We start from the raw sequence: 12,771 nt of genomic DNA, 5'->3' as shown, positions 1-12,771 counted from the left end.
CCATAAGCACCGCACTTTGCGTGATATGGCGCGCCAGGCTTTCCCGGTATGATGTTCGCCCCCGCAGTCTGGATTGCGAATACGCCATGACCTTGCAGTACCCTACAATCGCCGATTGCGTCGGCAACACGCCCCTGGTCCGCTTGCAACGCATGGCGGGTGAAACCAGCAATACCCTGTTGCTCAAGCTCGAAGGGAACAACCCGGCCGGTTCCGTGAAGGACCGTCCGGCGCTGTCGATGATCACCCGCGCCGAGCTGCGCGGGCAGATCAAGCCCGGCGACACCCTGATCGAAGCCACCTCCGGCAACACCGGGATCGCCCTGGCCATGGCTGCGGCGATCAAGGGTTACAAGATGGTGCTGATCATGCCCGACAATGGCAGTGCCGAGCGCAAGGCCGCGATGACCGCCTACGGTGCCGAATTGGTCCTGGTCACCCAGGAAGAAGGCATGGAAGGCGCCCGCGACCTCGCCGAGCGCATGGCCGCCGAAGGCCGTGGCCAGGTGCTGGATCAGTTCGCCAACGGCGACAACCCCGAGGCGCACTACACCACCACCGGCCCGGAAATCTGGCGCCAGACCCAGGGCACGATTACCCATTTCGTCAGCTCCATGGGCACCACCGGCACCATCATGGGCAACTCGCGCTACCTCAAGGAGCAGAACCCGGCGATCCAGATCGTCGGCCTGCAACCAATGGAAGGCGCGTCGATCCCCGGGATTCGCCGCTGGCCTGAAGAGTATTTGCCGAAGATCTACAACGCCACGCGTGTGGATCGCATCATCGACATGGCCCAGCGTGAAGCCGAAGACACCACGCGCCGCCTGGCCCGTGAAGAAGGCATCTTCTGCGGCGTGTCCTCCGGCGGCGCCGTGGCCGGCATGTTGCGATTGTCCAAGGAAGTGGAAAACGCAGTGATCGTCGCGATCATCTGTGACCGTGGCGACCGTTACTTGTCGACCGGCATTTTCGACGAACCCAACTGATGGCCAAGCACGAGAGAGGCCTGCGCTTCCAGCCGACGGGCGGCAGCCGTACCCCACAGATTCCGGTGGGCAAGAAGCAACGCCTGACCATCGAGCGCCTGGCCAATGACGGTCGAGGCATCGTGTTCTTCGAAGGCCGCACCTGGTTCGTCAACGGTGCGCTGGCCGGCGAAGAGGTGGAAGCACGGGTGTTGGGCGCCCACGGCAAAGTGGTCGAGGCGCGCACCGAGCGGGTGTTCAAGGCCAGCGAGCTGCGCCGCCCGGCACCGTGCGCGCACTTCGGCCGTTGCGGCGGTTGCAGCGTGCAGCATCTGCCCCATGCTGAACAACTTGCCCTGAAACAGCGCATGCTCGCCGAGCAGTTGTCGCGTGTGGCGGGGGTCGAACCGCAAGCGTGGGCCGCGCCGTTGAGCGGGCCGGAGTTTGGCTATCGGCGTCGCGCCCGTGTGGCCGTGCGCTGGGATGCCAAGGCCAAGAAACTGGAAGTCGGTTTCCGCGCCGTGGCCAGTCAGGACATTGTCGCCATCGACGATTGCCCGGTGCTGGTACAGGCCTTGCAACCGATCATGCAGCGCTTGCCCGGCATGCTGCGGCGCTTGAGCAAACCGCAGGCATTGGGGCATGTGGAGCTGTTCAGCGGGTCGTCCATCGCCGTGTTGTTGCGGCATATGGCGCCGTTGTCGGACGCCGACCTGCAGATCCTCAACGAATTTTGCGCCTTCCATGAGGCCCAGTTGTGGCTGCATGGCGAGGGCCAGCCCGAACCGGTCGCGCCTGACCAGGCCCTCGGTTATCGGTTGGAACAGTGGGATCTGGAACTGGCTTATCGGCCGGGCGATTTTGTCCAGGTCAACGCCGGGGTCAACGCGGCGATGGTCGCCCAGGCCCTCGAATGGCTGGCGCCGCAAGCCGATGAGCGGGTGCTGGACCTGTTTTGCGGCCTGGGCAACTTTGCGCTGCCACTCGCTCGCCAGGTGCGTGAAGTGGTGGCGGTGGAAGGTGTACAGACCATGGTCGAGCGCGCGGGGCTCAATGCCATCAGCAATAATTTGCATAATGTGCAGTTTTTTCAGGCCGATTTAACCCAGTCGTTGACTGACGCGGAATGGGCCAAACAGGGCTTTTCTGCGGTACTCTTGGACCCACCCCGCGATGGTGCCCTGGAGGTTGTGCGCAAGCTCGCCACTCTGGGAGCCAAGCGCCTGGTGTACGTGTCCTGCAACCCGGCAACGCTGGCGCGGGACACGGTTGAGCTGGTCAAGCAGGGCTACCGGCTAAAACGTGCCGGGATTCTCGACATGTTTCCGCAAACTGCGCATGTCGAGGCGATGGCGTTATTTGAAGCGGGCTAGGATGCCCGTTTAATCCGACTGGCCTGCATTCTCCTGGGCCGTGATCTGCCTGGGAGTGTGTGAGCTTTAGTGATAAAGCAGGTCAGCGATGATTTTTGGCGCATCGAAGGTGCGTCGTAGGGAAGGTAAGCAAGATGGTACAGGTGAGAGCACACCAGCCGATCAACACCGACGGTAGTATCAATCTCGAGGCATGGCTGGATCATGCCGTCAGTGTCGACCCGGCACTGGACCGTGAAGCCTTGAAAGCAGCCTGCGAGTTCGCTCGTGAGTCTGAACAGCAAGACAATGCGGCCAAGAACCTGTGGGCGGAGGGCACTTCAAGCTTTCGTACCGGGTTGGAAATCGCTGAGATCCTCGCGGATCTCAAGCTGGACCAGGATTCACTGATCGCCGCCGTGCTCTATCGCGGCGTGCGGGAAGGGCATATTGCCTTGCCGCTGGTCAGCCAGCGTTTTGGCACGCTGGTGGCCAAGCTGATCGACGGCGTGCTGCGCATGGCCGCCATCAGCGCCAGCCTCAGCCCGCGCCAGTCCATGGTACTGGGCACCCAGGGCCAGGTGGAAAACCTGCGCAAGATGCTGGTGGCGATGGTCGACGACGTGCGCGTCGCCTTGATCAAACTGGCCGAACGCACCTGCGCGATCCGTGCGGTGAAGACCGCCGACGACGAAAAGCGCAACCGCGTCGCCCGCGAAGTCTTCGACATCTACGCACCCCTGGCGCACCGCCTGGGTATCGGCCATATCAAGTGGGAGCTGGAGGACTTGTCCTTCCGCTACCTCGAACCCGACCAATACAAACAGATTGCCACGCTGCTGCATGAGCGCCGGCTCGACCGTGAGCGTTTCATCACCGACGTGATGGGCCAGTTGCGTGCCGAGCTGCAGGCCACCGGCGTCGATGCCGACATCAGCGGCCGCGCCAAGCACATCTATTCGATCTGGCGCAAAATGCAGCGCAAAGGCCTGGCGTTCAGCCAGATCTACGACGTGCGCGCCGTGCGGGTGCTGGTGCCGGAAGTGCGCGACTGCTACACCGCGCTGGGTATCGTCCACACCCTGTGGCGGCACATCCCCAAGGAATTCGACGACTACATCGCCAACCCCAAGGAAAACGGCTATCGCTCGCTGCACACTGCGGTGATCGGCCCCGAGGGCAAGGTGTTGGAAGTGCAGATCCGCACCCACGCGATGCACGAAGAGGCGGAGTTGGGGGTGTGTGCGCACTGGCGCTACAAGGGCACCGACGTCAAGGCCGGGTCCAACCAGTACGAAGAGAAAATCTCCTGGCTGCGCCAAGTGCTGGAATGGCACGAAGAACTCGGCGACATCGGCGGCCTGGCCGAACAACTGCGGGTGGATATCGAACCGGACCGGGTCTACATCTTCACCCCCGACGGCCACGCTATCGACTTGCCCAAGGGCGCCACACCGCTGGACTTTGCCTACCGCGTCCACACCGAAATCGGCCACAACTGCCGGGGCGCCAAGATCAACGGGCGCATCGTGCCGCTCAACTACAGCCTGCAGACCGGCGAACAGGTCGAGATCATCACCAGCAAGCACGGCACGCCGAGCCGCGACTGGCTGAACCCGAACCTGGGTTACATCACCACGTCGCGGGCGCGGGCGAAGATCGTCCACTGGTTCAAGCTGCAGGCGCGTGATCAGAACGTCGCCGCCGGCAAAACCCTGCTCGAACGCGAACTGGCGCGCCTGGGCCTGCCCCAGGTGGATTTCGACAAGTTGGCCGAAAAGGCCAACATGAAGATCGCCGAAGACATGTTCGCCGCCCTCGGTGCCGGCGACCTGCGTCTGGCGCAACTGGTCAACCTGGCCCAGCAACTGGTGGAGCCGGAGCGGGGCAACGAACAACTGGAGCTGATCCCGCGCAAAGCCACCGGCTACAAGCCTGGCAAGCGTGGCGATATCCAGATCCAGGGCGTCGGCAACCTGATGACGCAAATTGCCGGTTGCTGCCAGCCGCTGCCGGGCGACGCCATCGTCGGCTACATCACCCAGGGCCGTGGCGTGAGCATTCACCGCCAGGACTGCGCCTCGGTGCTGCAGTTGGGCGGGCGCGAGCCGGAGCGGATCATCCAGGTCAGTTGGGGGCCGGTGCCGGTGCTCACCTATCCGGTGGACATCATCATCCGTGCCTACGACCGTTCCGGCCTGCTGCGTGACGTGTCGCAAGTGCTGCTCAATGAGCGGATCAACGTGCTGGCCGTCAATACCCGCTCGAACAAGGAGGACAACACCGCGTTGATGTCCCTGACCATCGAGATTCCGGGGCTGGACGCGTTGGGGCGGTTGCTGGGGCGGATTTCCCAGTTGCCGAACATCATCGAAACCCGGCGCAACCGCACGCCATGAACATCTGGATAAACACAGTCTGAAAGGTGGGAGGCGGCTTGGCCCCGAAAGCGGAGTGTCAGGTACCAGATTCTTGGTTGACCCACCGCAATCGGGGGCAAGCCCCCTCCCACATTAGATCGGCGGCGTTCTGAACTGATCGGATAGAGATCGATGTATTCACTTGAAGACCTGCTGCACCTGATGAGCCGCCTGCGCGACCCGAAGTACGGGTGCCCGTGGGACATCAAGCAAACCTACGCGAGCATCGTCCCGCACACCCTGGAAGAGGCCTACGAAGTCGCCGACGCCATCGAGCGCGGCGACTTCGATCACCTGCAAGGCGAGCTGGGCGACCTGCTGTTTCAAGTGGTGTATTACAGCCAACTGGCGCGCGAAGAAGGGCGCTTCGAGTTCGCGGGAGTGATCGACAGCATCACCCGCAAGCTGATTCGACGTCATCCCCATGTATTCCCCACCGGCGATCTGTACGCGCCGCTGGATGTCCCGCAACTGAGCGAGGAGCAGGTCAAGGCGCGCTGGGAGCAGATCAAGGCCGAGGAGCGTGCGGAAAAGTCCGATGCCCCCGAGCAGCTTTCCCTACTTGACGATGTGCCCACCGCTTTACCGTCCCTGTCCCGTGCCGCCAAATTGCAAAAGCGCGCCAGCCAGGTCGGTTTCGACTGGCCCGCTGCTTTGCCGGTGGTGGATAACGTCCGCGAAGAGCTGGATGAAGTGCTCGAAGCCATGGCCGATAACGATGCCGTGGCCATCGCCGATGAAGTCGGTGACCTGCTGTTTGCCGCGGTCAACTTGGCCCGGCATCTCAAGGTCGACCCGGAAACTGCCTTGCGCGGTGCCAATGCCAAGTTCGAGCGACGTTTCCGATTTATCGAACAGGCATTGCGCGATACGCGCCAATCCATGGAAGATTGCACCCTCGAAGAGTTGGACGCCCTGTGGGGCGAAGCCAAACGCCAGGAAAAGAATGTGTCCAACTGCGGTTGAGCAGTTGCCTAAGTGAGTAAGCACCATGAGCCTTTCCCTTCGCGACCAGTTGCTCAAAGCAGGTCTGGTCAACCAAAAGCAGGCCAAGCAGGTCGGCAAAGACAAACAGAAACAGCAACGTCTGGTCCACAAGGGCCAGGCCGAGGCCGATGACACCCAGGCACGCCTGGCCCAGGAAGCGATGGCCGAGAAGGTCAAGCGCGACCAGGAGCTGAACCGCCAGCAGCAGGAAAAAGCCGAGGCCAAGGCCCGCACAGCCCAGGTCAAGCAACTGATCGAGACCTCGCGCCTGCCCAAGCTGACCACCGAGGACTACTACAACTTCGTGGATGACAAGAAGGTCAAGCGCCTGTCGGTCAATACGCTGATGCGTAACAAGCTGAGCAACGGCTCCCTGGCGATCGTGCATCACGCTGGCAGTTACGAGGTGATCCCGCGCGAAGCGGCGCTGAAGATCCAGGAGCGTGCGCCGGAGCGTATCGTCCAGCTCAATATCCTGACGGAAAGCCAGGTGCCGGATGAGGATGATCCATACGCCGCCTACCAGATCCCGGATGATCTGATGTGGTGAGGCTGTAGAGCCAACAAAACCCGCTCAAAGGCGGGTTTTTGTTTTCAGGCAACCAAGCTGCGTAGGCCTGGCGCCTGAGTCTTGCGAATATTCAGACGCTTTGTGCCTGGCGTTTCATCTCAAGGCTTTCGAGCTCGTTCTTATAATTATGAGCGTCGCTCTCGTTATGAAACATGCCGACCAGCAGGTCTTGTTGGTGTACATCCCAGATGTGAATCCCATGGCCCAATGCTTCGTGGGACATATGTTCGTCGTCGCGTTCAGTTACTTTTACAGTCATCTGCTTGCTCCAATCTCTGGTTGATCTGCGGCAAGTCGTCGCAGGCTTTTGTTATATGTTTTGTTAGCTTGCTAGGTAAACTGATTTTTCCTGCAACAGTTCTTTGCAGTATTCGCAACAATCCCGCAGGCCGCGTAAGCCGCGACATTGCGCCGCAGGCTGCTGAGTTTTATGACAAAAGTTTCATCTTGGCGTAAGGCTTTGGCATTGGATTGGCGTTGTTCGCGATGGCGATAGTGGCCTTGCCTAAAAAATCCCAGGCGAAAAAAAGCCCCGCATTGCGCGAGGCTCTTTTTAACTCATCGGCGCTATCAGCTACCTTTGACAGACTGACCGTCAACCGTACCGTCTTGCAGCATGATGTTGTATTCCTTGCCGTCGGTTTCCACCTGACGCAGAGCAACCAGGATGCCGCCCCAGTCCTTGGCAAACCACATCTGGGTGATGCGCTTGCTTTGAGTCGGATCGCGCACGCGCTCGACCTTGATCGCGTCGATGGAGCCGGCTTTGGTCTGGACCTTTTCCGGGCCGATCACGCGGAAGTCGTAGGTGTCGACGTCGGTGCCTTCAACCACGTTGTAGCTCATGCTCTTCTTGCCAGCCGCGACATCGCGCTGCAGCGCCAACTGGTAGGTCGACTTGTCGAGCATGCCGCTTTGCAGGGCAACGTTGACCGGATCTTTGTTTTCAAAGCCGGTGACTTTCTTGGCCGTCTGGTCGAAGTCCAGGTTGATCTTCTTCGCCTTGCCTAGGCCGCCGCGTTCGAAGGTGTAGCTCTTCGGTTGCAGGGCGTCCTTGTCGAAGTGGAGCACGCTGGTTTCGGTGAGGCTAGCGATCATCATGGACGCCTTGAAATTCAAGGTCCAGGTGCCGTCGCCATTGTGGGTCAGGCTGCGTTCGGCCGAGCCGCTCATGGGCAACTGTTTCCAGTCGGCGGTATAGCTGGCGGAGAAAGGATGTAAATCTGCTGCTTGCACCGCAGGCAAGGCGAACAGCGCAAAAGCGAAGAGCAAGGCGCGACGCATAAAAACTCCTAGGTTCGAATCAAGTGGCCGCTGGCCGCGAGTAACTGGCCGTCCAATAATGCACCCTGTTTACCAAGAATCAACCGTCCCTCGGCAAACCAGCGAACAGCCAGCGGGTAAATCCTGTGTTCCTGGGTATGAACCCGTTGCGCAAGCGTCTGCGCCGAGTCGTCAGACTCTACCGGAACCACTGCCTGTACGACCAGAGGCCCGCCATCGAGTTCCTCCGTCACAAAATGCACGCTGCAGCCATGCTCGCTGTCGCCCGCGTCGAGGGCGCGCTGATGGGTGTGCATGCCTTTGTACTTGGGCAGCAGGGAAGGGTGGATATTCAGCAGCCGCCCTGCGTAGTGCCGCACGAAATCCGCGCTGAGGATGCGCATGAAGCCGGCCAGTACCACGAGTTTGGGGTTAAAGGTATCGATCAGTTCGATCAAGGCGCTGTCGAAGGCCTCGCGACCTTCGAAAGCCTTGTGATCCAGGGTGCGCGTGGCAATGCCAGCGTCCCTGGCGCGTTGCAGGCCATAGGCGTCGCTGCGGTTGGAGATCACCGCAGCGATGCGCGCCGGGCTGTCGCCGGTGCGCGTGCTGTCGATCAGGGCCTGCAAATTACTGCCGGTGCCGGAGAGCAGCACCACGACATCACAGGTTGCAGGCATCAGTGCGCCTTAAGGTTCTTCAGTTCAACCTGAGCCGCGCCTTCAGCAGCGGCGGCGATCTGGCCGATGACCCAAGGCTGCTCGCCGGCTTCGCGCAGTACGTTCAACGCAGTTTCCACGTGCTCTTGCGCCACGCAGATCACCATGCCCACGCCGCAGTTCAGCACGCGGTGCATTTCGGTTTCGTTGACGTTGCCTTTCTCTTGCAGCCAGTCGAATACCGCAGGACGCTGCCAACTGGCCACGTCGACAATCGCCTGGGCGCCTTTGGGCAGGACGCGCGGGATGTTGTCCAGCAGGCCGCCGCCGGTGATGTGGGCCATGGCTTTGACCGCGCCCGTGTCCTTGATCAGCTTGAGCAGTGGCTTGACGTAGATGCGCGTCGGGGCCATCAGCAGGTCGGTCAGTGGCTTGCCGTCGAGCTGGATGTTTTCGATATCGGCGCCGGACACTTCGATGATCTTGCGGATCAGCGAGTAACCGTTGGAGTGCGGGCCGGACGATGGCAGGGCAAGCAGGGCGTCGCCGGCAGCGACTTTGGAGCCGTCGATGATCTCGGCTTTTTCGACTACGCCGACGCAGAAACCGGCCAGGTCGTAGTCTTCGCCTTCGTACATGCCCGGCATTTCAGCGGTTTCGCCGCCAACCAGGGAGCAACCCGACAATTCACAGCCGGCGCCGATACCGGTGACCACCTGGGTGGCGGTTTCGACGTTGAGCTTGCCGGTGGCGTAGTAGTCAAGGAAGAACAACGGCTCGGCGCCGCACACCACCAGGTCGTTGACGCACATGGCGACCAGGTCGATGCCGATGCTGTCGTGTTTGTTCAGGTTCAGTGCCAGGCGCAGCTTGGTGCCCACGCCGTCGGTGCCGGAGACCAGCACCGGCTGTTTGTAGCCGGCCGGGATTTCGCAGAGGGCGCCAAAACCGCCCAGGCCGCCCATGACTTCGGGGCGCGCAGTGCGCTTGGCGACGCTCTTGATGCGTTCGACCAATGCTTCACCGGCGTCGATGTCTACACCGGCGTCCTTGTAGCTCAGGGAGGGTTGCTTGCTCATGATCCAGGCCTTTAGGGGGGATTCAGGGGTAACGACCGAGTGGGCAAGGGCGCTTGTGAAAAGGCCCAGCCGCTGACGGTCTGCGAAGGCGCGCGATTTTATCAGGCTTGAGGGGCAGCGGCCATCCTCGGGCCGACGGGCAGGGCCATATAGATTAAAAAAGCCGATTAAAAAAATGCTAATCGGGTCTGCTTCGGTGCGTATTAAGGTATAGCCTTGAAGCCGCTATCGTTATGACAGTAGGAAAACTTACCGAGACTCCGTGAATGTTTTACCGGTAGCTGGGGTCACAGCCTTGGCAAACCGAGATCACGCGGTCTGTTCCAGTCGCTAATTTTGTCGTTCGGGAATCTTCCATGCGTCTGTGTAATGTCTTTTTTGTAGGCTGCTTGTCGTTGGTCAGCCTGGCGAGTCATGCCGAAACCCTCAATGGTCTTTATCAAGTACTCGAACCGGTCAGCAGCCAGTCCCCGCAAGAACGCGACCAGGCGACCCAGCGCGCCGTTCAAACCCTGGTGCTCCGCCTGACTGGCGACGCCAAGGCCGCCGATGGCCTTGGCCTGGCGGCGGTGCGCAAGGACCCGCAACAAATCATCAGCCAATACGGCTACGACGCCGGGCCACCGGAAAGTCTGCAAGTGGATTTCGATCCGGTCAGCACCGATCGCGCTTTGCGTGGGGCGGGCTTGTCGATCTGGGGCAGCAATCGGCCGTCGATCCTCGGTTGGTGGCTGAACGACTCCACCGACGGCAGCAACCTGGTAGGGGATGGCCAGGCCGTCGCCCAGGCGCTGCGCCGTGCGGCGCAACACCGTGGCTTGCCGCTGCGCCTGCCGTTGGGGGATCTGGATGAACAGGTGGTCGCCACTGCGCCGAATCTGGAAAGCGCGGACGCCACGCCGTTGCGTGCGGCCTCGGAACGCTACGGCGCCGATGCCATGCTCGCGGTGCATGCGCGCCAGGAAGGCAGCCAATGGCAGGCCAAATGGCGCCTGTGGCTGGGCGACAAGAGCGAGCAGGGCACCGCGCAAGGGGCCGACACCTCCGCCGTGGCCGATGCCGTGATGCTGGCCGTCAGCCAAAAACTGGCGCCCCGCTTTGCCGTCAAGCCGGGCGTGAGCACCGAGCAATTGCTCGAAGTGCAGGGCATGACCCTGGAACGCTACGCGGCGCTGGGCCACTTGCTCGAGCCGTTTGGCGGCCAGCCGCAGCGTGTGGATGGCAATCGTATTGTGTATCGCGTCAATGGCAGCGCCGATCAGTTGCGGACTCAACTGAGCCTGGCCAGGTTGCAGGAGATTCCCGCGGGTGAAGCACTGGCTGCGCAACCGCCAGTGGACGGCACGCAGCCGGTCGCCGCCCCTGAGCCGCAGGCGCAACTGCGTTTTCGTTGGTAAATGTTCTGCTTTATATAGCAGCCGATAAAAGATGGAGTGGTTTATGGCGGATACGCGTCGTTGGGTTTGGCTTGGCGGGATCGCCCTGCTGTGCATTTTTGTGTTCTTGCTGCATTCGATCCTGACGCCGTTCCTGATAGCGCTGTTGCTCGCCTATCTGTTCGATCCCGTGGTGGATCGTCTGGAGAAAGCCGGCTTGTCACGGACCTTGGGCGTGGTCACGGTGTTTGCGCTGTTTACGCTCATCATCACGGCGCTGGTGCTGGTGCTGGTGCCGATGCTGGCCAAGCAATTGTTCCGTCTGTATGAGTTGGCGCCGCAAATGCTCGACTGGCTGCAGCATACGGCGATGCCGTGGGCCCAGGCCAAGCTGGGGCTGGCGGATGGCTTCTGGAAGTTCGACAAGGTCAAGGCCGCGATCAGCGAGCATATGGGCCAGACCAGCGATATTATCGGCGTGGTTCTCAGTCAGGCGACGGCATCCAGCCTGGCGCTGATCGGCTGGCTGACTAACCTGGTGTTGATCCCGGTGGTGGCGTTCTACCTGTTGCGGGACTGGGACATCATGATGGCCAAGATTCGCAGCCTGCTGCCGCGCGCCCGTGAGGCGCGCATTGTGTCCCTGGCCGGGGAGTGTCACGAGGTGCTGGGGGCGTTCGTGCGTGGCCAATTACTGGTGATGCTGGCCCTGGGGATTATCTATGCCGCCGGCTTGATGGCGATCGGTCTGGAGTTGGGCCTGTTGATTGGCTTGATTGCCGGCCTGGCAGCCATCGTGCCGTACATGGGCTTTGTGATTGGCATCGGTGCTGCGCTGGTCGCCGGGCTGTTCCAGTTTGGCGGTGACCTGTACCCGATGCTTGGGATTGTCGCGGTGTTTATGGTCGGCCAGGCCCTCGAAGGCATGGTGCTGACCCCGCTGCTGGTGGGCGACCGCATCGGCCTGCACCCGGTCGCGGTGATCTTTGCGATCCTGGCCGGCGGTGAGTTGTTCGGCTTTACCGGCATCCTGCTTGCGCTGCCGGTGGCGGCGGTGATCATGGTGCTGGTGCGTCATGTACACGATCTGTACAAGGATTCGGATGTGTATACGGGTGTCGAAGACCCCGACTTGTAATCGCGGTGTCACAAACCCGGCTCAGGCCGGGTTTGTTGTTTCTGGCACTGTCGCGTCAAACAATTCGCGTAAATCCAGCAAGTTAACGCAAACCTTTGATTTTGCTTGTGGTCTGCTGCATTGTGCGCCCAGCGTCACGGGTATAAACTTTGCAAACTTTTCACAGAGGCCACTAACGGTTCGATCGGAGCCGTTCAGTCAGCATGAAACCGATTCAGCTGCCCTTAGGTGTGCGTCTGCGTGACGACGCCACCTTTATCAATTACTACCCAGGCGCCAATGCCGCTGCACTCGGCTATGTCGAGCGGCTCTGCGAAGCCGACGCCGGGTGGACTGAAAGCCTGATCTATCTGTGGGGCAAGCAGGGCGTGGGGCGCACCCACCTGTTGCAGGCCGCGTGCCTGCGCTTCGAACAAATGGGCGAACCGGCGGTTTACCTGCCGTTGGCCGAGTTGATGGATCGCGGGATCGGGATTTTCGACAACCTCGAACAATACGAACTGGTGTGCCTGGATGATCTGCAGGCCATCGCCGGCAAGGCAGATTGGGAAGAGGCGCTGTTTCATCTGTTCAACCGCCTGCGCGACAGCGGCCGCCGCCTGTTGATCGCGGCCTCGACCTCGCCCCGTGAGTTGCCGGTCAAGCTGGCCGACCTCAAGTCGCGCCTGACCCTGGCGCTGATCTTCCAGATGCGCCCATTGTCCGACGAGGACAAATTGCGTGCCCTGCAATTGCGTGCGTCCCGTCGCGGCCTGCACCTCACCGACGAAGTCGGGCACTTTATTCTCACCCGTGGCACCCGCAGCATGAGCGCGTTGTTTGATTTGCTCGAACAGCTCGATCAGGCCTCTTTGCAGGCCCAGCGCAAGCTGACGATTCCCTTCCTCAAGGAAACCCTTGGCTGGTAGCAAACCCTTGTATTTCGTAGGGCTTCAGCAGATTTCAGGCGCCAGAAAAC

Annotated in this window: 12 protein-coding genes; 8 read left to right on the top strand and 4 right to left on the bottom strand. The window is 61.1% G+C overall.

Annotation, left to right across the window (positions count from 1 at the left end; all coding sequences use genetic code 11):
- The first annotated feature begins 86 nt into the window (after positions 1–86).
- From cysM to MOQ67_RS23040, 5 genes are all read left to right on the top strand, one after another.
- Positions 87–989, top strand: a complete 903-nt coding sequence (gene cysM / locus MOQ67_RS23060; protein ID WP_253397781.1) for a cysteine synthase CysM — start codon at positions 87–89, stop codon at positions 987–989.
- Positions 989–2,341 (top strand): 23S rRNA (uracil(1939)-C(5))-methyltransferase RlmD, encoded by a 1,353-nt coding sequence (gene rlmD, locus MOQ67_RS23055; RefSeq protein ID WP_253397779.1) that lies wholly within the window; start codon positions 989–991, stop codon positions 2,339–2,341. Before cysM ends, rlmD begins: the two co-directional genes overlap by 1 nt.
- Positions 2,342–2,475: 134 nt before the next feature.
- Positions 2,476–4,719 carry a GTP diphosphokinase gene (relA, locus tag MOQ67_RS23050; RefSeq protein WP_253397777.1) on the top strand — a complete coding sequence of 748 codons (2,244 nt, stop codon included), beginning with the start codon at positions 2,476–2,478 and terminating at the stop codon, positions 4,717–4,719.
- 153 nt (positions 4,720–4,872) lie between these two features.
- Positions 4,873–5,706, top strand: a complete 834-nt coding sequence (gene mazG / locus MOQ67_RS23045; RefSeq protein WP_448675575.1) for a nucleoside triphosphate pyrophosphohydrolase — start codon at positions 4,873–4,875, stop codon at positions 5,704–5,706.
- 25 nt (positions 5,707–5,731) lie between these two features.
- Positions 5,732–6,277 (top strand): DUF2058 domain-containing protein, encoded by a 546-nt coding sequence (locus MOQ67_RS23040; protein ID WP_247397034.1) that lies wholly within the window; start codon positions 5,732–5,734, stop codon positions 6,275–6,277.
- A gap of 91 nt (positions 6,278–6,368) precedes the next feature.
- Here the strand turns inward: MOQ67_RS23040 and MOQ67_RS23035 are convergent, their stop codons facing one another.
- The 4 genes from MOQ67_RS23035 to purM all read right to left on the bottom strand — a co-directional run bounded on the left by MOQ67_RS23035 (position 6,369) and on the right by purM (position 9,299).
- Entirely contained in the window at positions 6,369–6,557 is a 189-nt protein-coding gene (locus MOQ67_RS23035; RefSeq protein ID WP_247397035.1) for a hypothetical protein, read from the bottom strand.
- A gap of 311 nt (positions 6,558–6,868) precedes the next feature.
- On the bottom strand, positions 6,869–7,582 hold the full coding sequence (locus MOQ67_RS23030; RefSeq protein ID WP_253397773.1) for a DUF3108 domain-containing protein: 714 nt from the start codon (positions 7,580–7,582) through the stop codon (positions 6,869–6,871).
- 8 nt (positions 7,583–7,590) lie between these two features.
- Positions 7,591–8,241, bottom strand: coding sequence for a phosphoribosylglycinamide formyltransferase (purN, locus tag MOQ67_RS23025; protein ID WP_253397771.1), 651 nt, complete (start codon positions 8,239–8,241; stop codon positions 7,591–7,593).
- Positions 8,241–9,299: a phosphoribosylformylglycinamidine cyclo-ligase gene (gene purM / locus MOQ67_RS23020; RefSeq protein WP_247397040.1), complete on the bottom strand. Its 1,059-nt coding sequence runs from the start codon at positions 9,297–9,299 to the stop codon at positions 8,241–8,243. The genes purN and purM overlap by 1 nt, the downstream gene beginning before the upstream one ends.
- A gap of 356 nt (positions 9,300–9,655) precedes the next feature.
- On the opposite strand from purM, the gene MOQ67_RS23015 reads away from it, so the two are divergent.
- The 3 genes from MOQ67_RS23015 (at position 9,656) to hda (ending at position 12,721) form a co-directional block, all read left to right on the top strand.
- Positions 9,656–10,696, top strand: a complete 1,041-nt coding sequence (locus tag MOQ67_RS23015) for a DUF2066 domain-containing protein (RefSeq protein ID WP_448675574.1) — start codon at positions 9,656–9,658, stop codon at positions 10,694–10,696.
- A 43-nt stretch (positions 10,697–10,739) separates the two neighbouring features.
- Positions 10,740–11,813, top strand: coding sequence for an AI-2E family transporter (locus MOQ67_RS23010; protein WP_448675573.1), 1,074 nt, complete (start codon positions 10,740–10,742; stop codon positions 11,811–11,813).
- Between the two features lie 203 nt (positions 11,814–12,016).
- Entirely contained in the window at positions 12,017–12,721 is a 705-nt protein-coding gene (gene hda / locus MOQ67_RS23005; RefSeq protein WP_247406650.1) for a DnaA regulatory inactivator Hda, read from the top strand.
- Positions 12,722–12,771 lie beyond the last annotated feature (50 nt).

Source organism: Pseudomonas sp. LY-1 (assembly GCF_053502595.1).
This window is presented reverse-complemented; position numbering and strand designations above follow the sequence as displayed.